We start from the raw sequence: 24,902 nt of genomic DNA on the forward strand, positions 1-24,902 counted from the left end.
AAATTTATTTAGAATTCCTTTTTAACAGGAGTTTAAACTACTATTGGCAAGGTATTTGTTAATTTTACTGTGTATTGGCGACTATTTACCCATGAAACATAATTATTTTGTTTTATTTTTTTTGATGTTATCCGTGCATGGATTTGCACAGACTGATTTGTCCCAGACCCAATCCTTAAATATTGAGCCTGCGGACAACAAGATAGACTTGCCTGAAACCCCAAACCCATCTTCAAGGTTAAATATTCCTTCCGTGGTCCCCGAACCCTTAGATCTGGATAAAAAACCAGAAATTAAAATGTTGCCAGACAAAGAGTTGCTACAAGCGGGGCATGACATGGTCATAGATGCAAAAATTGGCGAAAAAGAAAAATCTGGGGATAAGTCACATTACGGAGATATGTATCTGGGCGATATTAAGACAACAGCTAAATTTGTTGGCATTGTTTGTCGTGATCATGAATATGTTGATGGTGATCGAGTAAAAATTTATGTCAATGACATGGTTATAGAACCGAACATTTTACTCACAGGAGCCTTTAAAGGCATTAATATAGATTTAGACAAAGGTTTTAACAGATTGGATTTTGAAGCTTTGAACCAAGGAACTTCCGGTCCTAACACAGCACAAGTGGACGTGTATGATGAAAATGGCAAAATAATCTATTCCAATAGATGGAATTTATCCACTGGAGCTAAGGCATCTCTTATTATCATTAAAGAAGATTAATCATTCTCCAGGATGATACGTTTTCTCCGCTCTTTTTAACACATCTTCTTTATAAAAGGCCACTTTTTTCCACTCAGCATTGGCATACCGTTTAATTTGATCATCAAAATGAGGTGAACTGGGGTCGCCACTTTGTCCACCAGCCAAAATACTTTTTGCTGCTACCTTATCTCCAAATTCCACAACCGCTGCAAAACTATTGCCACGTGTCCCATATATTTTTTTGGTATTGTTGGTATATCTTGCACCATAAGCGGCAAGTGCTCCCCAACGTCCAGAGGCAAAACCAATAGGAATACTGGGTTTGTCATCATTAAAAAGTTGGCGAATATCCCCATTGATTCTTTGATAACGGTTCACCTCTCCCCAAGGAATGTTCCATGAGCCAAAATCATTTTCTAACCTTTTAACGGCTTCTTCAAAAATTGATATTCTTTCATCAAGGTTAGATTTAGAACCAAAATATACTACACGATCCATATAACTTAATCCCTGTGGAGCAGCTCTTTTTTGCATATATAAAGTTCCATAATATTCTGCCAAAGTCATGGCAACAGACTCTTTGGAAGTTTTGTAATTCCAATTTCTAAGGATTTCTATAGGGGCGCCCAACTCTTTTGTTCTATCAATTTTATCATAAGCTTCAACCAGACCAGGAATCAAAACCTCAAATGCAGGTAGATATGGATCATGCGCCAATTGTATCAAACTATCAATAGTATATTCTTTTCTATCCTTCAACAATTCTATGGCATGCACTCCCCTAAAATTTTCTTGGTCCCTAGACATATAGTTGGGGTAATTCTCTTTTATGGGACTGTACTCCATAGCAGCCGTAAATGGGGTAGAGTTACAGTTTTGTAACCAACCATTTCCTGGGTTTAAAAGCAATATGTTTTCATCAACTGTATGCAAACCTTGCCAATCCGTTTTGGGGTTACTGCCATCAACTGGCTTGGTATAATCAAAAATGGTATCACGAACAGGAATAAAATTCCCATGAAAATAGCCAATATTTCCCTCAGCATCGGCATAAACCGTATTGTTGGAGGAATTGGTACGAATGTCCATCATCTTTCTAAAACCATCATATCCATCTTGCTTTGTCCTGATAAAGGATTGCTCCAAAGCTTTTACCGGCTCCCACATCATGGCAGAAGCTGTCCATTGATCAGCTACCTGATGGGTAATAGGGCCATGGTGCGTACGATAGGCAGGGAAGGTTTTCTCTTTTAGAGAATCCCCAACCTTGTATTTTAAAACAACTTCCGATGTGGTTACAGGTCGCAATTCCTCTCCATATTGATAGAACAAATCATCATCCATTTTTACAATGTCCTCCTTAAATTCATCCATCACATCGGTATAGGTAGAGGTGTGCATCCACCCCGTTTTTTCATTAAAGCCTTGATATACAAAAAATTGACCCCAAGTCACTGCTCCATACGCATTTAACCCTTCCTCGCTCACAACATGCACTTCTCCCCTAAAATAAAAAGAAGTATGCGGATTGATGAGCAACATGGCATTACCAGACTGTGTCAATTTACCTGAAATAGCAATTCCATTGGAACCCTGGGGTTCGGCCATTTCTTCTTCTTTTTTAATTTGAAGTTCCTCTAGTTCAGGAATCTCCATCCCACCTTCATAAAATGCCCTTATTTTTCGAATAGAAATTCGTTCTATATCTCCCCCAATAGATCCTTCACTAAAATACATGGGCATCCAAGGTTCAAAATGGGTCAAGAGTTTAGGTGTTACCTCAGGATGTGTGTGTAAATAATAATTTATTCCATCAGCAAAAGCATCACACAACTTTTTTAACCATCCCGGACTTTTTTCATAATTGGCAATGGCCTCTTCTTGGGTCATAAATAATTTGGCCCGTAAATCACTGTACAAAGCTTCTTCCCCTTCAACTTCGGCCAATCTACCAGTAGCCCAAATATAATTTTGCTCCACACGGTTAAAATCGTCTTCGCACTGGGCATATAATAATCCAAATACTGTATCCGCATCTGTTTTCCCATAAATATGGGGAACACCAAAATCATCCCGAATGATTGTAACATTATTTGCCTGCTCTTCCCAACGCTCTAGCTCTGTAAGTTGTTTTTCTGTCTTACAGGATATAAATCCAAAGAATACAGATAAGCCTATAATTCTAATAAAATTCTTAATCATATTATTCCATGTTCGATTCTTTAAAAGTAGCAAATACTCTTTTAACTATTAAAAATATCCTAATACCACCTATTAGTCCCTTAATTGCCATATTTTTGATTTGAATTTCTTCAGAAAACTGACCACCCATTTCTATGTCCGATAAAAAAGTAAGCATCCTAAAAGCATTCCAGACCATTATTTGGCCCAAACGCAATTTGGTCTTCATTGGATTGGTCTTGATTGTTATAAGTAAAGCTGCCAGTTTTGTGACCCCAATGTCACTAAAGTATTTTTTTGATGATATTATCCCCAATAAGGATGTCAAATTCTTAAAAATTCTGATTGTTGTAGTAATCCTAGCCCTTTTGGCACAGGCCATCACTTCATTTCTATTGACTAAAATTCTAAGTGTACAGGCACAATATTTAATCTCTGAATTGCGTGCGCAAGTACAGAAAAAAGTGCTTTCGTTACCTATTCGTTTTTTTGATAACACAAAATCTGGAGCTTTGGTTTCCCGCATTATGTCTGATGTAGAAGGAGTGCGAAACCTAATAGGAACAGGATTGGTTCAATTAGTGGGTGGTACTATTACAGCTATTGTTTCCCTAATTTTATTGCTACGTATAAGTCCATACATGACTTTGTTTACATTGGTTCCTTTAGCAATTTTTGCCGTAATTGCTTTAAAAGCGTTTAAAATTATACGCCCTGTTTTTAGAAATCGTGGAAAAATAAATGCCGAAGTTAAGGGCCGCTTAACAGAAACTTTAGGAGGTATTAGGGTAATAAAGGGCTTTAATGCTGAAAAGCAAGAACATACGGTTTTTGAAGAAGGCGTGGAGAAGCTGTTCAAAAATGTTAAAAAGAGTCTTACTGCCACCGCTTTTATGTCCAGTTCTTCCACGTTCCTGTTAGGACTGGCAACAGCGGGCATTATGGGAATCGGCGGCTATGAAATTATGTTTGGCGACCTTACTACGGGAGAATATATAGAATTCACTTTTTTATTAGGATTAATGATTGCTCCAATTATGCAGATGAGTAACATTGGAAGTCAGTTGACGGAGGCACTGGCAGGTTTGGATCGCACAGAAGAGTTGATGAACAAAACTGCAGAAATGGATGAGGAGCATAGAAACATCTCACTCAGCACTGTAAAGGGAAACATTATTTTTAATGATGTTTCCTTTGCCTATGAAGAGGACAAGGAAGTATTGCACAATATTAGTTTTAAAGCCAAGCAAGGTTCTGTAACTGCTCTTGTAGGGAGTTCAGGTTCTGGAAAATCTACCATAGCTGGCTTGGCGGCCACTTTTTTAAATCCCCAATCTGGAAAGATTACTATTGATGGGACTGATATTTCCAAGGTTATCCTTAGTAGTTACCGTAAACATTTAGGCGTGGTTTTGCAGGACGAATTTTTATTTGAAGGTACCATTCGTGAAAATATTTTGTTCCCCAGACCCAATGCTTCAGAAGAAGAATTACAAAAAGCAGTGAAAGCAGCTTATGTGGATGAATTTACAGACCGATTTGAAGATGGGTTGGAAACCTTGATTGGGGAACGCGGTGTAAAACTATCCGGTGGACAAAGACAGCGCATTGCTATAGCCCGAGCTATTTTGGCGGATCCTAAAATTTTAATCTTGGATGAAGCCACTTCCAGTCTGGATACAGAAAGTGAAGCTTTGATACAAAAAAGTTTGGCAGAACTTACCAAAGGAAGAACTACTTTTGTCATTGCCCATAGATTGAGCACAATTAGAAAAGCAGATCAGATTTTAGTAATAGAAGACGGGCATATTGCCGAACAGGGCACTCATGATGAATTGATTGCTAAAGAGGGTAGGTATTATAATCTATTTACATATCAAGCGAGGATTTAATCCTCTGCAGGTGCCAATACCACTTCTAAACCATCCAAATCTTCCGCCATATGTATTTGGCATCCCAAACGGCTATTGTCCTCTACATTGAAAGCCTCGGACAACATGGCTTCTTCATCATCAGACATTTCTGGAAGCTCATGGTCAGAAGTCACATAACACTGGCAAGAGGCACACATGGCCATACCACCACAAATCCCAATAGTTCCTTCAGGTGCCAGCTCATAAGAACGAACCACCTCCATAAGATTCATATTCATATCTGTGGGTGCATCAACATCATGTATAACACCTTCACGGTCTGTAATCTTAATTTTTATATCGGACATTATTTATTGGTAAAACTGTGATCTAGTGAAGAAATATTTACTTATTTACTGTTTTTCAAGAATTGTGCCATTTACCCAATATTGACCACCTCTTGTATCTGTGGGGCATGCTTTTTAATGGTCATTTCAACACCGCTCTTAAGAGTCATTTGGTTTACACTACAGCCTATGCAAGCTCCTTCCAGTTTTACTTTTACAGAAGTTTCATTGTCAATTGAGATTAATGATATATCACCGCCATCACTTTGTAAAAAAGGGCGAATCTCTTCCAAAGCCAATTCCACTTTTGCTTTTAGTTCCTCTGATGTCATTCTTATTTCTTTTTAACAGCAGAACAACCTGCCATTGTTGTAATTTTTATTGCCTCTGTTGGAGGTAAATCTTTATTTCTCTTTACTACTTCAGAAACCACATTTTTTGTTAGTTCCTCAAATGCAGCTTCAATTGGTGTAGCCGTCTGCATAGCAGCTGGTCTTCCCACATCCCCTGCTTCCCTAATACTTTGCACTAGCGGAATCTCACCTAAAAATGGAACCTCTAAATCTTCTGCAAGATGTTTGGCTCCTTCTTTACCAAAGATATAATATTTATTGTTTGGAAGTTCATCTGGTGTAAAATAGGCCATATTTTCAATAATCCCCAGAACAGGAACATTAATGGAGTCTTGTTGGAACATAGCCACTCCTTTTCTTGCGTCTGCCAAGGCCACTTCTTGCGGTGTACTCACTACAACAGCACCTGTTATGGGCATGGCCTGCATAATACTAAGATGAATATCTCCTGTTCCCGGTGGTAAATCCAACAACATAAAATCCAACTCTCCCCAATGTGCATCAAAAATCATTTGGTTCAAGGCCTTAGAAGCCATTGGCCCTCTCCAAATTACCGCTTGATTGGGCTGAGTAAAAAATCCAATGGACAATAATTGAACACCGTAACTTTCAATGGGCTTCATTTTAGATTTCCCGTCCACCTTAATGGATAATGGCCTTTCTTGTGCAACATCAAACATTATGGGCATGGAGGGCCCATAGATATCCGCATCTAACAAACCAACTTTAAAGCCCATTTTTGCCAAGGTTACGGCCAGATTTGCAGTTACGGTAGATTTTCCTACTCCACCTTTACCAGAGGCAACTGCGATAATATTCTTTATTCCAGGGATTGGCTTCCCCTTAATCTCATTGGTCTTAGGCTTTGCAGCTGGAGCATCTACCTTAACATTCACCGTTATTTTAGCCTTTTCATATACCTCTCTATGAATTATCTTGAGGATTTCCACTTCAGTTTTCTTTCTGGCCTGTAAACTTGGATTTTTAATGGTGAGGTCTACAACAACCTCATCACCAAATACCATAACATTGGTTACGGCCCCACTTTCTACCATGTTTTGGCCTTCTCCTGGGACAGTAATACTCTCCAATGATTTAAGAATGTCCTTCTTGTTCAATTTCATTATATAGTTTGCTGTTGTTCAGCAGTCGTTTAAATTGATTCTAAATTACAAAGATAGGTTATAAACAGGAGATTATAAAGAGTGGCCATCTTATTAAAAAAGTGGTTTTATGAAAGATTTGGCTATAATTCTTTTCCTGGATCCCAGAAGTGTTTATCAAAATCTATAATTTGATTATTAACAACTTTAACACCTTCATTTTCCAGCAACTGCTGCATAAGATTGGTTCCGTCAAAATGATGTTTGCCAGTTAATAGTCCCAACCTATTTACCACTCTGTGCGCAGGTACATCTTCCTTAAGTCCGGAACCGTTCATGGCCCAACCTACCATACGGGCACTACGGGCAGCTCCCAAATATTTAGCAATTGCCCCATATGAGGTTACCCTACCATATGGGATACGCCTAGCAACATCATATACTTTTTCAAAGAAATTTTTGTTATCTGGGTTCATGGTTCCCTATAAAAAATTCTAAAAATGGTAATGACCAAAAGCAACAACATTAAAGCACTAAGAATATAATTGGAATTTTTGGAAAAACGGTCTGTTTTGGTTTCCAATTTATTGAAGTAGACAGTATACAGATATAAAACGGTAAACGTTCCGAAACCAGCGGCCAAAATGAACACCAAAATATCCCATATTTCAAACTTGATCCAACCAGATGTTTTCCACATGGCATTAAGTCCACTATAGTAAGGAATGGTCAACAAATTAAGTGCCGCCAAAAGCATTCCTTTGAAAAAACTGTTCTTCTTGCTCACTTTCACCATTTTTATTTTCTTTTTTTTATGCCTTTTGGCAAGCACAAAAAAATAAATGGAAAAAAATGCAAATACTCCCAAGGCAATTTTTAAAAGCAAATCTATTACCTCTGGGTTTCTATGTAAATATTTGGAAATAACAACAGCAACGTATGCCTGTGCCATTATCATAGTAGAAACACCTAAACTAAAAATAATAGCATTCCCCTTTCCCTTCTCAACACTGGTTTTAGCAGCATTCATGTTTAAAAGCCCAGGAGGCACAGTAGCCATAAAAGCAGCTGAAAAAGTTACAAAAAAGAGAATAAGCAAATGGGTCATGGTTAGTTAAGCCTGAACTTTATATAAGTAATTGGTTTTCCTTTTTCAAGATACTGATTTTCATAGAAAGTCTGAATTTCCAGTACTTCCTTTGGACTTCCCTCATTCTTATAGACATCATGATTGGCATAAACAACTTCGTGTTTTAAGCCATGCAATATGCCAAGTGTATAACCATGCATAAACTCACTATCTGTTTTCAAATTTATTTCTCCTCCATCAACTAAAATGGATTTATACTTATTTAAAAACACTTCATTTGTCATTCTATGTTTGGTTCGCTTATATTTAATTTGGGGATCTGGGAAGGTAATCCAAATCTCTGACACTTCATTTTCTGCAAAAAGGAGATCAACCAATTCTATTTGAGTGCGCAAAAAGGCCACATTGTCCAACCCTTCTTCCTGCGCAGTTTTTGCGCCACGCCAAAATCGAGCTCCTTTTATATCAATCCCAATAAAGTTTTTGTTTTTATTTCTTTTTGCCAGACCAATAGTGTACTCTCCTTTTCCACAGCCAAGCTCCAAAACAACAGGGTTATTGTTTCCAAAATGCGAAGCCCAATTACCTTTTAGAGTAAATTCACCGTTCTCCACAACCTCCCTAGTTGGTTGAATAACGTTTTTAAAAGTTTCGTTCTCTTTAAACCTTTTTAACTTGTTCTTGCTCCCCACGGAAACCAAAATTTAATGATTTGACAAAACTAAGGAAATCTGCAAACCTTTTGGGTTATGTTCCTTTGTAGTTATGATTAATTCCAAACGAATTTTAGTGGCGCCTTTAAATTGGGGGCTTGGCCATGCCACACGTTGTATCCCCATTATTAATGCCTTATTGGTAAATGGACATACCCCCATTATAGCTTCAGACGGTGTAGCGCTCTCTTTGTTACAAAAAGAGTTCCCAAATCTTGAATTTGCCGAACTTCCATCATACAAAATAAAGTATGCAAAAAAAGGAAAAAACTTTAAATTAAAAATGATTTGGGATTCTCCAAAGATTTTGAAAGCAATGGCCAATGAGAAAAAACAAACTAAAAAATTGGTTAAGAAACTTAAGTTGGACGGCATAATTTCTGATAACAGACTGGGTGTTTATAGTAAAAAAGTGCCTTCTATTTTTATAACCCATCAACTAAATGTACTTACAGGAAATACGTCTTGGATGAGTTCCAAAGTGCATCAGAAAATAATTTCCAAATATACCGAGTGCTGGGTGCCAGATGTTAAGTCCAAACCCAATCTATCTGGCCGATTGGGGCATATTAAAAATTCTAACTTAAATATTAAATATTTGGGACCTCTAAGTCGGTTTAATAAAACTAATAGCACAAAAAAATACGATTTAATGATACTGCTTTCTGGACCAGAGCCCCAGAGAACTTTGTTAGAGGAAAAATTATTGGCTGAGATACCCACTTACATCGGGCAGGTCCTTTTTGTTAAAGGTGTTATTGAAGGTTCCCAACAAAAGGAAAACAAAACCTTGGGAAATGCGAATGTGACTTTTTATAATTTTATGCAGTCTGAGGGTTTACAAAATGCAATTTCTGAAAGCGAGCTTATTCTTTGCAGATCTGGGTACACAACCATTTTAGATTTGGCAAAAATGGAAAAGAAGGCCTTTTTTATACCAACCCCAGGCCAATATGAGCAAGAATATTTGGCCAAAAGACTTCATAAAAATAGATTGGTGCCCTATGCCAAGCAAGAAGAATTTACTTTAAAGGATTTAGAAAAAGTAACTAAATATGAAGGGTTAAAAAGTTTTAATTCCTTTTTAGACTATTCTGGTCTGTTTTCTGCTTTTTCCAAGGTAAACGAAAACTCCGAACCCACATCCTCAACACTTTCTATATAGATTTTTTCGTCGTGCGCCTCTATAATGTGCTTTACTATGGAAAGCCCTAACCCAGAACCACCTTCTTTTCTGCTTCCACTTTTATCCACTCTATAAAAACGCTCGAAAAGTCTGGGAATGTGTTCTTTGGCAATTCCCTCACCATTATCTGTTACCCTTACAATCACCTTATTCTTTATTAAATTTTCCACACTTACCTCTGTGGTTCCTTTATCATGGCCATATTTAATGGAATTCACCAAAAGATTGGAAACCACTTGCTGTATTTTCTCTTTATCTGCCCATACATAGATTGGGTCTTTATATTCCATATCAAAGGTTAAGGAAATATGTTTTTTTGCTGCCTTCATTTCCAAAAGATCAAAAACACTTTGGATAAGTTCTATGATATTGAAGCTTTCCAATTCCAGTTTGGAATCTTGGGTCTCCAATTTGGTAATTAAATCAAGGTCCTTAACAATATAAATAAGCCTTTCTACCCCTTTACTGGCTCTTTGCAAATATTTTTTACGAACATTGGCATCGTCCATAGCTCCATCCAAAAGGGTTAGGATATACCCTTGAACGGTAAACAAAGGCGTTTTTAATTCATGGGATACATTTCCCAAAAAATCTTTCCTATACTCTTCTCTAATTTTAAGTGTATCTATTTCAATTTTCTTGTCCTGAGCAAATTTTTCAATTTCCTCGGTCAACGTTTTCATGTCCGTGGTAATAGGACGGGAAGTAAATGAAGACGTTTCCAGCAAAGAAACATCATCATATATTCTTTTTACCCTCTTATATATAAATTTTTCTACCCTAATCTGGATTATTAGGAATGAAATAAGAAAAACAACGGGAAGAAAAATGGCCAGAAAAATATAATCCAAGTCATTTTTATAAAACATAAACCCAACCATGGCAAGGCTTAAAACAACAGCAAGAATTAACGAAGAATAAAACGCAAACCTATATGACTTCTTTAATTCTATTGCCATTAAAGCACAAACTTATACCCAACACCTTTGACGGTTTTAAAATGGTCATCCCCTATTTTTTCGCGCAATTTTCTAATATGCACATCAATAGTCCTTCCACCGACAACAACCTCATTCCCCCAAACTTTGTCCAAAATAACCTCTCTTTTAAAGACCTTACTTGGTTTGGAAGTTAATAGTGCAAGTAGCTCAAACTCCTTTCTTGGTAAAATTAGTTCTTTACCATCATTCACAATTTTATACTCCTCTCGGTCTATTACAATATTACCAACAGTGGTTATATCCTCAGTTTTATTTTCGTCCTCTTTTAGCCTTCTCAATAGCGCCTTTACCTTGCTCACCAATACTTTTGGCTTAATGGGCTTGGTAATATAGTCATCCGCTCCGGCATCAAAACCGGCTACCTGAGAATAATCTTCTCCTCTAGCTGTTAAAAAAGTGATTATAGTATTTTCCAGGCCAGAAGTATTTCTAATAATTTCACATGCTTCAATACCATCCATTTCAGGCATCATAACATCCAAAATAATTAAGTGAGGATTCTTCTTTTTAGCCTTGGCTACCGCTTCCACTCCATTTTTGGCAGTAAAAACATCATAACCTTCAGAAGAAAGGTTATAACCTACTATTTCCAGAATATCCGGCTCATCGTCTACTAAAAGTATTTTAATATCCTTTTTTTTCATGGGTCCTAAAATTGGTTCATTCGCCCAAAAGTAAAGATAATACTATTACCATAAAGTCGGTTAACATTCATTTAATATCGTAACATTAAGATAACGCTAATGAAATAAATGTTTAACACGTAGCTAACATGGCTTTTACAGCCTGTGGCGTTCTTTGCGCCAAACATAATTGTGTATTAATGAAATATTTTTTAGTATTAGTATTATCTATTGTTGCCCTTAATTTAAGTGCACAAGAGACTGGAAGCATTGTGGGTAAACTTATTGATAAAGAAGTAAATGACGAGCCTTTAGCTTTCGCAAATGTCCTTATAAAAGGGACTACAAAAGGAACCACTTCAGATTTTGATGGACTATATGAAATAGCCGGTTTAGAGCCGGGCACCTATACCGTAGTGTATAGTTATTTAGGTTATGAAACCGTAGAAATACCAGATGTTGAGGTAGTAGCAGGGAAAGTAACCACAATTGATATTCCTTTAAGCGCATCCTCAGGGGTGGCGTTGGATGAAGTAGTTGTAACAACAGTTGCTAGAAAAGATTCTGAAGTAGCTTTGCTGCTTGACCAAAGAAAAGCTGTAACCGTAGTTGAAAGTATAGGAGCCCAAGAGCTAGGCGATCTAGGAATAAGCGATGTTAAAACAGCTACAACAAAGATTTCAGGAGTTTCTGAAAGTGAAGCATCTGGAGATATTTTTGTAAGAGGCTTAGGAGACAGGTATTTGTCCACAACCTTAAACGGACTCCCAATTCCTTCTGATAATGTTGACAAAAAGAACATTAATTTAGGTTTGTTTCCAACAAGGGTAATACAAAACGTAAGTATTGGAAAAACCTATTCAGCTAGGAATTCCGCTGATCAAGCTTCTGGTAATATTGATATTAGCTCAAGAGAATTAGTAGGTTCTTCTGAATTTAGCATAGGTGTTTCTGGTGGTTTGAACACTTCTGTTTATCAGGATGGTATCAATGATAATTTTAAAATCTCCCCTAATTTAGATTCGGAGACCACTTTTGGTTTTCACGACTCTAATAGGAGTTTGTTACAACAATTAACGGAACAGTCTTGGGATCCCGCCACTAAGGATAGTCCATTAAATTATGGGGTAAACTTAAGTTTTGGTAAAAAGTTATTTGACAACAAATTATCTTTTATTGTTACTGGATCTCACGATGAGGGTTTCAGATATAACGAAGGCATATATCAAATCTTGGAATATGGTTTTGTGCAAGTCGGCGCATCTGACTATACAACATATGAATCTAATATTACCAATACGGCTTTGGCCGATTTAACTTGGTACATTAACGATAAAAACAAGTTAAAATCTACAACTACCTTTCTTAATACATTAACAGATGAGGTAATTGAGTTTGGTAGAAATGGTGAAGCGCAAGTTAGTGATGATACAGATGCCTTTGCAAGCTTTGGAATACCTGAGGAATTTGTACGTGACCAAAACACCAAACAAACTCGTTTATTGGTTACCCAACTATTAGGGACGCACAAGATTTCTGATAAAAACCAATTGAAATGGGCAGGTGGTTACAACTTGTTAAATGCAGACGAACCAAACAGAATTAGAAATCAAGTGTTTTTTGATGCTTCTCCAGAGTCATCTGTAGCATTAAACTCTCAAGGTGGTTTCAACCAAAGAAAGGCTGCACAGTTAATTGAAGATATTGAATACAATGGTTATATAAACGACGTATTTACTATTATAGATGAAGAAGAGACCAACAAAAAATTTGATATTGAAGTAGGTCTTTTTTACAGAAACAAAGAGAGAGATTTTAGCTCAGAATTTGTTGGTGTTACCGAGTCTAATAATGTAGATAGATTTAGTACCAGAACTTCGAGTTTAGATGACTTAAACACCATTCTAAATACTCAAAACTTTGCCAACGGTTCTATTGAAGTAATTAGATTGAGCGAAAACTCAAATGGTGAAACCAAAGATGTTTACACAGGAGACTACACCTCTAAAGCAGCTTATGTGGATTTTAATGTTCAATTAAATAAATTAGGCATAAACGCTGGTATTAGAGCCCAAAAAGATGAAATTCTTGTTAATTATGATGTTGGTGGTAGTGGTACCAGAGTTGTTGGGGAAACTGTGCAAGAATACAACAATTTCTACCCTAGCTTAAACTTAAAATATGCTATCAACGAGAAACATGCGTTGCGTTTTGCAGCCAGTAGAACCATAACCTTACCAGAGTTTAAAGAAATTGCTCCCTTTAGGTATGTAGCCCCTTCGGGTCAAGAAGTTACGGGTAATGCTGACAACTTAACTGCATCTTTCACGAATAATTTTGATTTAAAATGGGAGTTTTTTCCATCCAATGACCAGTTGATCTCTTTAGCAGCTTTCTATAAAGACATCCAAGACCCAATTAACAGAACTACCCAAAGAGGTGGAGAAAGTATTTGGACATTTGAAAACACTGGTGACAAAGCGGAAGTTTATGGTATAGAATTGGAGAGTAAGATTAACTTACTTAAACCAAACTACAACGAAACGGATGATGTTTATTCCGGAATAGATTTAAATCTTGTATTCAACGCCACTTTAATGCATCATGAGCAAGATCTTAAATTTGTTCCTACTGAGGACGGTAATAGTGCTACAGACTACTTTAAGTTTGGCAGAAACAATTCAACCGGTCTACAAGGAGCTTCAGACTTTATCTTCAACGCCAATTTAAACTTTAAGACTTCTGGAGAAAACAAATTATCTGGTTCACTAAACTCAAACTATGCCTCGGACAAAATTTATGTATTGGGTAGTGCGGAAGGGTTTAACATATATGACTACTCCTATAATGATAACATTGTTGAAAAAGGATTTGTGATTCTTAATGCAAGGATCAGCCAACAATTTGCCAAAAATTGGGAGGTATCATTAAACGGTGGCAACTTGTTGAATCCTGAAATAAAACGTACCCAAAATGTATTGGATAATCGTAATGAAATTAGAGCTTTTGACCCTAGTGACATCGACAACCGTTTGGCCAATGGCCCTGAACATATAAACAGAGAAGAAATTGTAAGATCATATAAGCTAGGAAGCACCCTTAGTCTTGGGCTTAACTTTACTTTTTAATAGTTAACTAAATATAAATCTAATACTTTTTAAACCCTATTTTATGAAAACGAAAATCTTAAAATTCTCAATGATTTTTGTCGCAACATTTGCCCTTGTTTTAACAAGTTGTAGTAGCGACGATGATGGTGGCCCTACCTGTAATGATCAAATTATGAACGGCACCGAAACAGGTGTAGACTGCGGTGGATCATGTACTGCTTGTACGGCAGAACCAACATGTGACGACCAAATCATGAACGGTGATGAAACAGGTGTAGACTGTGGTGGATCATGTAATGCATGTGTAGAGTCGGTTGATTTGACAGGAGACATTACTGAGGACACTACACTGGACCCAGCTATTGAATACACCTTATCTGGTGCCGCAAGTGTACAATCCGGTGTTACTTTGACCATTCCAGCTGGTACCACTATCACTGCCGATGCTGCCTCTGGTGATGAGACCAGTACATACATCGTTGTTCAAAAAGGTGGTATGATCGATATTCAGGGTACTGAATCAGCCCCTGTCGTCATGACCTCTAACAATGAAACTCCAGGTGACTGGGGTGGTTTGGTAATCCTTGGTGATGCGACCACTACAAAAGGTACTGACGCAACCGCTGAAGTGGGCGAATTCCTTTACGGTGGTGCTAATGATACCGATAACTCCGGTTCTATTAGTTATTTGATCATCAACTATGCGGGTGCACAGATTAACCCAGAATCTCAGTACAACGGTCTTACATTGTATGCCGTAGGTTCAGGAACCACTATCGATAATGTTGCTTTATTGAATGGTACTGATGATGGTGTTGAGTTCTTTGGCGGAACGGTTTCCGCTTCCAACTTCTATTTGGAGAACAACCAGGATGATGCTATTGACTGGACAGAAGGTTGGAACGGTACCTTGACCAATGCCTACGTACTTCATACTGCAGCTGGTTTCTCTACTGCTGTTGAAGCTGATGGAGATAACGGCAATCCAAGTTTGGTTAATCTTACTGCACTATCCACTCAAGGTGGTACTGCACTACAGTTCAAAAAAGAATCTGGTGCTACAATCACTGGTCTTTCCTTATCTGGTTACGAGACTATTTTAGACTTTAGGGATGGTGGTGCTGTTTCCAATGTTCAAATTGAAGGGGTTGATGCTGATGTAGATGAACTATACGCTAACATTGCTACCGTGGACCCTAACTCTTTTGCTTGGGCAACGGGAGAAACTGTGGGTGTTTCCACAATCCTTACTGGTAATGTTTCTGCCGATCTGACTTTAGATGCTTCTGTAGCATACGAATTACAGGGTACCTTAAGTGTACAATCAGGTGCTACTTTGACCATCCCTGCCGGAACTACTATTACTGCTGATGTACAAGCTGCTGGTGCAACTAGTACCTACATCGTTGTTCAAAAAGGCGGTATGATCGATATCCAAGGAAGTGCTGCCGCTCCGGTCGTAATGACCTCTAATGGGGAAACCCCAGGTGATTGGGGTGGTTTGGTGATTGCTGGTAATGCAACCACTACCAAAGGTACAGATGCAACTGCTGAAGTAGGTAACATCATCTACGGTGGTTCTGACGACACTGACAACTCTGGTTCTATTAGCTACCTCATCATCAACTATGCGGGTGCACAGATCAACTCTGAGTCTCAGTACAACGGTCTTACATTGTATGCCGTAGGTTCAGGAACCACTATCGATAATGTTGCTATGTTAAATGGTGCTGATGATGGTGTTGAGTTCTTTGGTGGAACGGTTTCCGCTTCCAACTTCTATTTAGAGAACAACCAGGATGATGCCATTGACTGGACAGAAGGTTGGAACGGTACCCTGACCAACGCCTACGTACTTCATACTGTTGCAGGTTTCTCTACTGCTGTTGAAGCTGATGGAGACAACAACATGCCAACATTGGCTAACTTAACTGTTTTATCCACTGAAGGTGGTACTGCACTTCAGTTCAAAAAAGAATCTGGCGCTACAATCACTGGTCTTTCCGTATCAGGTTATGAAACTGTTTTAGACTTTAGGGATGGTGGTGCTGTTTCCAATGTTCAAATTGATGGGGCAGATGCTGATGTTGATGCGCTATACGCTAACATCGCTACTGTTGACTTTAATTCTTTTGCTTGGGCAACGGGAGAAACCGTGGGTACTTCTGCAATCCTTACAGGTAATGTTTCTGCCGATTTGACTTTAGATCCTTCTGTAGCATACGAATTACAGGGGACATTAAGTGTACAATCCGGTGTTACTTTGACTATCCCTGCTGGAACTACTATTACTGCTGATGTACAAGCTGCTGGTGCAACTAGTACCTACATTGTTGTTCAAAAAGGCGGTATGATCGATATTCAGGGTACTGACGCAGCTCCAGTAATCATGACTTCTAATGGAGAAAACCCAGGTGACTGGGGTGGTTTGGTGATTGCTGGTAATGCAACCACTACCAAAGGTACAGATGCAACTGCTGAAGTGGGCAATATTATCTATGGTGGTTCTGACGATACTGACAACTCTGGCTCTATCGATTACTTGATCATCAACTATGCGGGTGCACAGATAAACTCTGAGTCTCAGTACAACGGTCTTACATTGTATGCCGTAGGCTCAGGAACCACTATCAGTAACGTTGCCTTGTTGAATGGTGCTGATGATGGTGTTGAGTTCTTTGGTGGAACGGTTTCTGCTTCCAACTTCTATATGGAGAACAACCAGGATGATGCCATTGACTGGACAGAAGGTTGGAACGGTACCTTGACCAATGCATATGTGCTCCATACTGAAGCTGGTTTCTCTACTGCTGTTGAAGCGGATGGTGACAACAATATGCCAACATTGGCTAATTTAACTTGTGTTTCTACCCAAGGTGGAACTGCACTACAGTTCAAAAAGGAATCTGGTGCGGCTATCACAGGTCTTTCTTTAGATGGCTATACTACTAATGTAGACTTTAGAGATGGTGGAGCAACTACTAACGTTACTGTAGATGGTGTAACCATTGATACAGGTGCAGCTTATGACGCAGCCGCTACTGTTGATGTTGCTATGTTCGGTTGGGCAACTAACTAGTAGTTACTCATTACATTATTAATTATAAAATTAAAGCCCCGCAATTGCGGGGCTTTTTATCGATAAAAAGCACATTAATCTCGATATTGTGTATTTCATCTAATTTTCAATTTTTTTGTAAGGAAGTAGCTTCAAATTGAATATATTTATGGCATATAAATTGCTGATATATAGCACATGAAGCACCTTTACCTCGTATTATTCTTTTTGGTTTGCACTACAAGTTTCGGGCAAGAATCCAGGAGTGGTGGTGATATAGAGGGCTTTACACTATATCCAAATCCTACCACAAACGGAAAGGTCTTTATCAATACTGCCAATAACGCTCCAAAGAAAATTTTGATTTTTGATGTTTTGGGAACCCAGGTCCTAGAAACCACAATTCTAGGCAAAGAACTGAATCTATCAGATTTGGATGCAGGGGTTTATGTCCTACGTGTTTTGGAAAAAGACAAAGTAGCTACTAGAAAACTTATCATAAAGTAAGTCATTTCCTACGTTTTAACTTGCTGATTATCTGGTTTTTGTAACGTTTGTTTAATCCAAACATCTAAATATTGGGATTTGCCTACAAAAATTAAACATTCACAACATTTAGTGTCTTACCATCAAGCACTTGCATATATTTACAGTGTTGGTCCCAAATCAATCATAAATGAAACAAGTCTATTTACTTTTGTTTTTATTGTTTACAGTTGCAGCTTCTGCACAGGATATGGCTGAAAATGATACTGTGAAAATTGAGGAAATCCCCAATTTTAAATTATACCCAAACCCAGCTTTTGATGATGTGGTCTATATTACCACTGAAAGAAATGGAAATAAAAACATAGTTATCTATGACGTTTTTGGGGAAGTAGTACTAAGGGATAAAATATCTTCCACAGTGCTAAATATATCGAAGTTATCTCCGGGGGTTTATGTTTTAAAAGTAACAGAAGAAAACAAATGCATGACCCGTAAACTGGTTGTAAAATAATACACAATTCTATAAAACATATGAATGCCCCTTGATTAGGGGCATTTTTGTTTTATACACTTTTCTATCCGTACCTTTACATGAGCTAAGTATTGAATGGACAAAAACAACATATTTTCTATTACTTCCCAAGAGGGATTTAAATCCTTGGCATTGGAAATCTTCGCTTTTCAATATCATAATAATCCTGTTTATCACGAATTTTGCACTTATTTAAAAGCCGGCCCAAAAAATGTAAAGGAATTAGAGCAAATTCCGTTTTTGCCCATTCAATTTTTTAAAACCAAGGAGATAATATCCGGAAAAGAAAAACCTGTTGCTACTTTTACCAGTAGTGGCACAACAGGTGCGGTGACAAGCAAGCATTTGGTCACAGATGTTTCTCTTTATGAAAAAAGTTATTTAAAGGGCTTCGCGCATTTCTATGGAAATATTGATGAATATTGTGTATTGGCCCTATTACCCTCCTACTTGGAAAGAGATGGCTCATCATTAATTTATATGGCAAACGACCTTATAAACAAAAGCAACCATCCAGATAGTGGTTTTTATTTACACGACCTCAATAGTCTAAAAGACAAATTGATAAAATTAGAAACCCAAAAAACAAAAACCTTACTGATTGGAGTTTCTTTTGCCTTGCTGGACATGGTAGAAAAACATTCTTTAAAATTAAAACATACGATAGTAATGGAAACTGGTGGTATGAAAGGAAAAAGAAAGGAAATGATAAGGGAGGAGCTTCATACTATCTTAAAAAAAAGTTTTGGGGTAGGGCAAATACATTCAGAATATGGAATGACAGAACTTTTGTCACAAGCCTACTCCAAAGGTAATGGGATTTTTAAAACCCCACCTTGGATGAACATACTAATACGAGATACTGAAGACCCTTTAACTATAATAGGTCCTGATAAAACTGGAGGAATTAATGTAATTGACCTTGCCAATGTAAATTCCTGTTCATTTATTGCAACCCAAGATTTGGGTAAAGTTTATTTAGATGGCAGTTTTGAGATTTTAGGTCGTTTTGACCACTCGGATATTAGAGGTTGTAATTTGATGGTGCTCTAGAATTTACTGCTTTTTCCAAACATCGCCATTATCAGTTCTTTCCAGTGTAGTTTCATCAATAATGTTAAAACCGAAAGGAAGTAAAAAACTTGATGTTGGTTCCTGCTCAAGGGTTAGTGTGAAATTTTCTATACTATAATTAAACCTTCGGATTATATCACCACCACCATATAAAACATCAACCTTTGTTTCATCTATAAATTCCAAGAATTCTGAACAGTTTTCTTCAGGATTACCACTAGTATCGCAATCTACAATATTGTGTACATACCTCCCTGACAAAGTTTCTGGCATCACACAACATTCCTGATCACTTTTACATGAAATAAAAAAAGCTAAGCAAATTAAAAAACCAATCTTTTTCATATTAATAACTTAGTTGCATTTCTTAGATTCCTAAATATGCATAAGGTTGCTTTAACTAATTAGCTACCAACACAAAATAGTTCTTTTTGCCACGCTGCAACAGCACAAATTTACCATTGATCAAGTCCGTCGCTGTAATGACATAATCTTCCTTTACCTTTTCCTTATTTACAGAAATTGAATTCTGTTTTAATTCCCTCCTAGCCTCACCGTTGGAACTTAAAAAACCCGTTTTGGCGGATAGGGCCGCTATCATGTCCAAACCATTTTCTATATCGGATATAGAAATTTCAGCCTGTGGAACACCTTCAAAAACATCTAAAAAAGTCTTTTCATTCAGTTTTTTTAAATCATCAGACGTAGATTTTCCAAAAAGTATATTGGTTGCTTTAATTGCATTGTCCAAATCTTCTTGTGAATGTACCATAACAGTTATCTCTTCAGCCAACCGTTTTTGCAATACTCTCATATGAGGAGCTTCAGCGTGCTCCTTAATCAGGCTTTCTATTTCTTCTTTGGATAGAAACGTAAAAATTTTAATATATTTCTCAGCATCCTCATCAGATGTGTTCATCCAATATTGATAAAATTTATACGGCGAAGTTCTATTGGAATCCAACCATACATTTCCACCTTCTGTTTTTCCAAACTTTGTACCATCAGCCTTTGTAATTAGAGGACAGGTAAGCGCATACCCTTTTCCCCCACCAATTCTTCTAATAAGCTCGGTTCCTGTTGTAATATTGCCCCATTGATCACTTCCTCCCATTTGCAAGGTGCAATTGTGGTTTTGGTAGAGATATAAAAAATCATATCCCTGTACCAGTTGGTATGTAAACTCTGTAAAGGACATTCCTTCTTTGGCTTCAGAAGACAATCGCTTTTTTACCGAATCTTTGGCCATCATATAGTTCACGGTAATATGCTTGCCCACATCTCGTATAAATTCCAAGAATGAAAAATCCTTCATCCAATCGTAATTATTAACCAGAACGGCAGCATTATCAGCATTGCTTTCAAAATCCAAAAAACGGGATAATTGTTCTTTTAAGGCATTTTGATTGTGGCGTAAAGTAGGCTCGTCCAATAGGTTTCGCTCAGCTGACTTCCCCGAAGGATCACCAATCATACCCGTGGCACCCCCAATTAGAGCATATGGTTTATGGCCAGCCAATTGAAAATGCCTCAACATCATAACACCCACTAAATGACCAATGTGCAATGAATCTGCAGTTGGATCAATCCCAACATAGGCCGATTGCATTCCACTTAATAAATGTTCTTCAGTTTCTGGCATTACATCATGCAACATTCCCCTCCATTTTAATTCGGCCACAAAATTTGATATCATTCTTAATCTCTTTGGTTAATTCTTGCAAATATAAAAGAAATAGTAGGCTTTGAGGTTGTGAAAAAATGAATAAATCCGTGCCAATTATGCAAGCTGCTTTTAAAAATTCCACAAGGCACTCTAATAAAAATGCTTTTATATTTTGATGCAAACATGGGAGCATTTAAATCTTAATTATTGAGTAAATTTGAAACATGGTTTTAGTAACAGGTGGCACAGGTTTGGTCGGCGCACATCTTTTGTTCCATTTGGCGAACAAAGGATTGAAGGTAAAAGCCATCCACAGAAAACAAAGTGATTTAAGGAGAGTAGAAAAAGTTTTCTCCTATTATTCTAATGATGCAACCGCCCTTTTTAAAAAAATAATGTGGATAGAAGCCGACCTTGACAATATTCCCACCTTAGAAATTGCATTCACCAATGTCACCCATGTGTACCATGCAGCTGCCCTAATCTCATTTGACCCAAGGAATTACAAAAAACTAAGAAAAGTAAATGTAAAAGGCACCAGAAATATTGTAAACCTATGTCTGGCATACGGTATTAAAAAACTGTGTTACGTAAGTACCATTGGCGCTATTGGCCGGAGTATCAATGGAGAATCCATGACGGAGGAAACCGAATGGAACGATGCCCATACCAATGTTTATGCCTTGACCAAATATGATGCAGAAATGGAAGTATGGCGAGGTTCACAAGAAGGGTTGGATATGGTCATGGTGAATCCAGGTATTGTTTTAGGCCCAGGTTTTTGGAAATATGGAAGTGGGAAATTCTTTTCTATAGCTGCAAAAGGCCAAAGAATTTATCCCCCTAGTGGAACTGGTTTTATAACTGTAAATGATGTTGTTAAAATGATGGTTTCTCTAATGGAATCTCCCATTAAAAATGAACGCTTTATTGCAGTTAGCGAAAATCTCACCTACAAAAAGGTGGTAGCTATCATTGCAAAAGAACTGGGTAAACCCGGTCCGAAAAATAAATTAAAACTTTGGCAGTTGGAAATCTTATGGCGATTAGATTGGGTTAGAACCGTATTGACAGGAAAAGAAAGAAAATTGACCAAAAATGGGGTTTTCTCCTTGCGAAAAAGAAGGGTTTATAACAATACTAAAATTCAAAAATATTTTCCCTTTGAATATGAATCAATAGAAGAAGCCCTTATATTTTCTTCTAAACATTTTCTAAAAGAGGTCTCTTAGTCCTTCTTTAAAGATGGTTTTTGAATTTCTTTGAACGCCCTTTTTTTATTGGCCTTTTCTGCTACACTATCGCTTTTTTTCATTCTGGCATCTTGCATTTCTTTTTTAGTTGCTTCCAATCTAGTTTCAACTTTTCTATATATAGATTCATAAATGGCAGGAGTAGAAGCATAATACAGGTCACTTTGCACAAACTGCACACTATCGATTTTGTGCTTTACATATAGATATTCCATAATCTCAATATCATTATCCTCCAAAATAGCCCTGCTTGTATTCTTTACGGCAACAAGAAGCGATAAATCATATAGAATATCGGTCATTTTGTCTTCTGCAATAAGGTTTTCAGGTTCCTCAATGAGCTTTTCAGCGCATGACACCAATAAAATCAATATTAAAACAAGGAATCCCCTTTTCATACTTACCTATCAAAAGTTAATCTTTGTGCATTTCTTTGCTCAGAAAATATGCCATTTTCATAGGCCAAATGGCCATTTACAAAAGTATGGGATATTTTAGAGTTAAAAGTAGCCCCTTCAAAAGGAGACCATCCACATTTATAAAAAATATTTTTTTTATCCACTTTCCATGGATCATCCCTATTTACCACAACTAAATCGGCAAAATATCCTTCCCTAATAAATCCGCGCTTAGTAATTTGAAAAAGTTTTGCCGGATTGTGACACATTTTCTCCACCACCTTTTCCAAAGGAATTTTACCTTCTTTACACTTCTCCAACATGGCCGGCAAGGCATGTTGCACCAATGGTCCGCCAGATGGGGCTTTGGTATATACATTGTCTTTTTCTTCTAGGGTATGTGGCGCATGGTCTGTTGCCACAACATCTATTCTGTCATCCAAAAGAGCCTTCCATAACAGTTCGCGGTCGTTCGCTGTTTTAACTGCAGGATTCCATTTTATAAGAGTCCCTTTACTTTCATAGTCAACATCGGAAAACCAAAGATGGTGAAGGCATACCTCGGCAGTAATTTTCTTTTTTTCCAAAGGAATATCATTTCTAAAAAGAGCTGTTTCAATTCCTGTAGAAACATGAAAAACGTGCAATCTTGCCCCGGTTTTTTTAGCTAAAGCAATAGCTTTCGAAGAAGATAAATAGCAGGCCTCGGCACTTCTAATTATTGGATGGTATTTTATTGGAATATCATCCCCATATAACCCTTTATACTTTGCTATATTCTCCCTAATGGTAGATTCATCCTCACAATGAGCAGAAATAACCATTTCGGTGTTTTTAAAAATTTTTTCAATTACTTCTTCATTATCAACCAACATATTCCCGGTGGAAGATCCCAAAAATAATTTTACTCCAGAACAAGCATTCCTATCCAATTTTTTCAATTCTTCCAAATTATCATTGGTGCCACCAAACAAAAAGGAATAATTGGCATAGGAAGTTTTGGAAGCCATATTAAATTTTTCTTCCAACTTCTTTATCGTTGTGGTCTGTGGAATTGTATTGGGCTGCTCCATAAACGATGTAATTCCACCCGCAATGGCCGCTCTACTCTCCGTCTCAATGTTTCCTTTATGAGTAAGGCCAGGCTCCCTAAAATGCACTTGGTCATCTATTACTCCGGGCAATACATAATTTCCTTCAACATCAATGACTTTGGCAGTTGTGTCACTTATGTCCTTATCTATTTTTAGAATAATGTTTCCCTGTAAAAGAATATCAGCTTTAAACTGAGTTCCTTCATTTACTACAACTGCATTTTTAATCAATATTTTATCCATTCCAATATTTTCTTCTTTGAAATATACTTGATAGTTTCATTGAAATCACCCCAAAAATGGCTTCCCCTACAATGGATGAACTCATTTTGGATTTTCCATGTACCCTATCCGTAAAAATAATGGAGACCTCTTGAATATTGTATTTTTTGAGGTAAGCCCTGTATTTCATTTCAATCTGAAAAGCATAGCCTATAAACTTGACCGCTTCAAGATTTATATCCTCCAAAACTTTTCTTTTATAGCATACAAAACCTGCTGTTGGGTCATGCACCTTCATACCTGTTATCATTTTTACATAAAAAGAGGCTCCATAAGAAAGTAAAATTCTGTATAAAGGCCAGTTCACTACGTTAACCCCTTTTTTATAACGAGAACCCACGGCTACATCTGCCCCATCCGCACACGCCCTGTACAATCGCAATAAGTCATCTGGTCGATGGGAAAAATCGGCATCCATTTCAAAAATATAATCATACTTTTTTGCAATAGCCCATTTAAACCCATGGATATAGGCCGTTCCCAAACCTGCCTTTTCTTTGCGTACTTCCAAAAACAAATTATTTGGGAACTCTTTCTGAAGTACCTGAACCCTTTCAGCAGTGCCATCTGGCGAATTATCATCCACCACCAAAATATGGAACTCTTTTTTAAGATCCAAAACAGCTCTTATAATGGCCTCAATATTTTCAATCTCGTTGTAAGTGGGTATAATGACTAGGCTGTCTACCATTGAATCTTGACTATTTGAGCAAAAATAACACTTTAAAACCTGTAAAGAAATCCTTGTTAAACTTTATGATTTTTTTAAATACTCGCATAAGAG

23 protein-coding genes are annotated in these 24,902 nt (G+C 37.4%); 9 read left to right on the forward strand and 14 right to left on the reverse strand.

From position 1 onward, the window contains the following. Window positions 1-91: 91 nt before the first annotated feature. Complete coding sequence (locus GGR42_RS07880; RefSeq protein ID WP_167962584.1) at window positions 92-730, forward strand: hypothetical protein; 639 nt, start codon at window positions 92-94, stop codon at window positions 728-730. Here the strand turns inward: GGR42_RS07880 and GGR42_RS07885 are convergent, their stop codons facing one another. Continuing rightward, window positions 731-2,914 (reverse strand): acylase, encoded by a 2,184-nt coding sequence (locus tag GGR42_RS07885; RefSeq protein ID WP_167962586.1) that lies wholly within the window; start codon window positions 2,912-2,914, stop codon window positions 731-733. Window positions 2,915-3,048: 134 nt separating this feature from the next. On the opposite strand from GGR42_RS07885, the gene GGR42_RS07890 reads away from it, so the two are divergent. Next, window positions 3,049-4,785 (forward strand): ABC transporter ATP-binding protein, encoded by a 1,737-nt coding sequence (locus GGR42_RS07890; RefSeq protein WP_167962588.1) that lies wholly within the window; start codon window positions 3,049-3,051, stop codon window positions 4,783-4,785. On the opposite strand, the gene GGR42_RS07895 is transcribed toward GGR42_RS07890, so the two are convergent. From GGR42_RS07895 to trmB, 6 genes are all read right to left on the reverse strand, one after another. After that, window positions 4,782-5,114: a 2Fe-2S iron-sulfur cluster-binding family protein gene (locus GGR42_RS07895; protein WP_167962590.1), complete on the reverse strand. Its 333-nt coding sequence runs from the start codon at window positions 5,112-5,114 to the stop codon at window positions 4,782-4,784. The genes GGR42_RS07890 and GGR42_RS07895 overlap by 4 nt on opposite strands. Before the next feature lie 71 nt (window positions 5,115-5,185). After that, a complete protein-coding gene (locus GGR42_RS07900) occupies window positions 5,186-5,425 on the reverse strand; it encodes a NifU family protein (RefSeq protein ID WP_167962592.1) in 240 nt (79 codons plus the stop codon). Window positions 5,426-5,427: 2 nt separating this feature from the next. After that, window positions 5,428-6,570, reverse strand: a complete 1,143-nt coding sequence (locus GGR42_RS07905) for an Mrp/NBP35 family ATP-binding protein (protein WP_167962594.1) — start codon at window positions 6,568-6,570, stop codon at window positions 5,428-5,430. Window positions 6,571-6,692: 122 nt separating this feature from the next. Then, window positions 6,693-7,025: an MGMT family protein gene (locus GGR42_RS07910; protein ID WP_167962596.1), complete on the reverse strand. Its 333-nt coding sequence runs from the start codon at window positions 7,023-7,025 to the stop codon at window positions 6,693-6,695. Next, the gene (locus tag GGR42_RS07915) at window positions 7,022-7,657 is read right to left on the reverse strand and encodes a LysE family transporter (RefSeq protein ID WP_167962598.1); all 636 of its coding nucleotides are present in this window, start codon (window positions 7,655-7,657) and stop codon (window positions 7,022-7,024) included. Before GGR42_RS07915 ends, GGR42_RS07910 begins: the two co-directional genes overlap by 4 nt. Window positions 7,658-7,659: 2 nt before the next feature. Then, window positions 7,660-8,331: a tRNA (guanosine(46)-N7)-methyltransferase TrmB gene (gene trmB / locus GGR42_RS07920; protein ID WP_167962600.1), complete on the reverse strand. Its 672-nt coding sequence runs from the start codon at window positions 8,329-8,331 to the stop codon at window positions 7,660-7,662. A 73-nt stretch (window positions 8,332-8,404) separates the two neighbouring features. Here trmB and GGR42_RS07925 point away from each other — a divergent pair, with 73 nt between their 5' ends. Further along, window positions 8,405-9,517, forward strand: coding sequence for a glycosyltransferase (locus GGR42_RS07925; RefSeq protein WP_167962602.1), 1,113 nt, complete (start codon window positions 8,405-8,407; stop codon window positions 9,515-9,517). Here the strand turns inward: GGR42_RS07925 and GGR42_RS07930 are convergent. After that, on the reverse strand, window positions 9,442-10,407 hold the full coding sequence (locus GGR42_RS07930; protein WP_394352759.1) for a sensor histidine kinase: 966 nt from the start codon (window positions 10,405-10,407) through the stop codon (window positions 9,442-9,444). The two genes, GGR42_RS07925 and GGR42_RS07930, sit on opposite strands and share 76 nt — an antisense overlap. An 89-nt stretch (window positions 10,408-10,496) precedes the next feature. Further along, window positions 10,497-11,183: a response regulator transcription factor gene (locus GGR42_RS07935; RefSeq protein WP_167962607.1), complete on the reverse strand. Its 687-nt coding sequence runs from the start codon at window positions 11,181-11,183 to the stop codon at window positions 10,497-10,499. A gap of 179 nt (window positions 11,184-11,362) precedes the next feature. Between GGR42_RS07935 and GGR42_RS07940 the strand changes: the two genes are divergently transcribed. The 5 genes from GGR42_RS07940 (at window position 11,363) to GGR42_RS07960 (ending at window position 19,404) form a co-directional block, all read left to right on the forward strand. After that, window positions 11,363-14,290 carry a TonB-dependent receptor gene (locus tag GGR42_RS07940; protein WP_167962609.1) on the forward strand — a complete coding sequence of 976 codons (2,928 nt, stop codon included), beginning with the start codon at window positions 11,363-11,365 and terminating at the stop codon, window positions 14,288-14,290. Between the two features lie 43 nt (window positions 14,291-14,333). Next, on the forward strand, window positions 14,334-17,351 hold the full coding sequence (locus tag GGR42_RS07945; protein WP_167962611.1) for a beta strand repeat-containing protein: 3,018 nt from the start codon (window positions 14,334-14,336) through the stop codon (window positions 17,349-17,351). Between the two features lie 177 nt (window positions 17,352-17,528). Beyond that, the gene (locus GGR42_RS07950; RefSeq protein ID WP_167962613.1) at window positions 17,529-17,837 is read left to right on the forward strand and encodes a T9SS type A sorting domain-containing protein; all 309 of its coding nucleotides are present in this window, start codon (window positions 17,529-17,531) and stop codon (window positions 17,835-17,837) included. A gap of 169 nt (window positions 17,838-18,006) precedes the next feature. After that, on the forward strand, window positions 18,007-18,330 hold the full coding sequence (locus GGR42_RS07955; RefSeq protein WP_167962615.1) for a T9SS type A sorting domain-containing protein: 324 nt from the start codon (window positions 18,007-18,009) through the stop codon (window positions 18,328-18,330). 96 nt (window positions 18,331-18,426) lie between these two features. Next, window positions 18,427-19,404 (forward strand): LuxE/PaaK family acyltransferase, encoded by a 978-nt coding sequence (locus tag GGR42_RS07960; protein WP_167962618.1) that lies wholly within the window; start codon window positions 18,427-18,429, stop codon window positions 19,402-19,404. 3 nt (window positions 19,405-19,407) lie between these two features. On the opposite strand, the gene GGR42_RS07965 is transcribed toward GGR42_RS07960, so the two are convergent. Next, window positions 19,408-19,770, reverse strand: a complete 363-nt coding sequence (locus GGR42_RS07965) for a hypothetical protein (RefSeq protein WP_209023936.1) — start codon at window positions 19,768-19,770, stop codon at window positions 19,408-19,410. Between the two features lie 55 nt (window positions 19,771-19,825). Then, window positions 19,826-21,121, reverse strand: a complete 1,296-nt coding sequence (gene tyrS, locus GGR42_RS07970) for a tyrosine--tRNA ligase (RefSeq protein WP_167962622.1) — start codon at window positions 21,119-21,121, stop codon at window positions 19,826-19,828. A gap of 194 nt (window positions 21,122-21,315) precedes the next feature. On the opposite strand from tyrS, the gene GGR42_RS07975 reads away from it, so the two are divergent. After that, the gene (locus tag GGR42_RS07975) at window positions 21,316-22,323 is read left to right on the forward strand and encodes an NAD-dependent epimerase/dehydratase family protein (RefSeq protein ID WP_167962625.1); all 1,008 of its coding nucleotides are present in this window, start codon (window positions 21,316-21,318) and stop codon (window positions 22,321-22,323) included. Here the strand turns inward: GGR42_RS07975 and GGR42_RS07980 are convergent. Genes GGR42_RS07980 through GGR42_RS07990 form a run of 3 tightly spaced genes read right to left on the reverse strand, consistent with a single transcriptional unit; the run spans window position 22,320 to window position 24,809 of the window. Next, window positions 22,320-22,742 (reverse strand): DUF4296 domain-containing protein, encoded by a 423-nt coding sequence (locus GGR42_RS07980; RefSeq protein WP_167962627.1) that lies wholly within the window; start codon window positions 22,740-22,742, stop codon window positions 22,320-22,322. The genes GGR42_RS07975 and GGR42_RS07980 overlap by 4 nt on opposite strands. 2 nt (window positions 22,743-22,744) lie before the next feature. Beyond that, window positions 22,745-24,079 carry a dihydroorotase gene (locus GGR42_RS07985; protein ID WP_167962629.1) on the reverse strand — a complete coding sequence of 445 codons (1,335 nt, stop codon included), beginning with the start codon at window positions 24,077-24,079 and terminating at the stop codon, window positions 22,745-22,747. Continuing rightward, window positions 24,072-24,809 carry a polyprenol monophosphomannose synthase gene (locus GGR42_RS07990; protein ID WP_167962631.1) on the reverse strand — a complete coding sequence of 246 codons (738 nt, stop codon included), beginning with the start codon at window positions 24,807-24,809 and terminating at the stop codon, window positions 24,072-24,074. The genes GGR42_RS07985 and GGR42_RS07990 overlap by 8 nt, the downstream gene beginning before the upstream one ends. Window positions 24,810-24,902: the final 93 nt, after the last annotated feature.

This window comes from Saonia flava (genome assembly GCF_011927795.1).
In the GTDB taxonomy this organism is placed as follows: Bacteria; Bacteroidota; Bacteroidia; order Flavobacteriales; family Flavobacteriaceae; genus Saonia; species Saonia flava.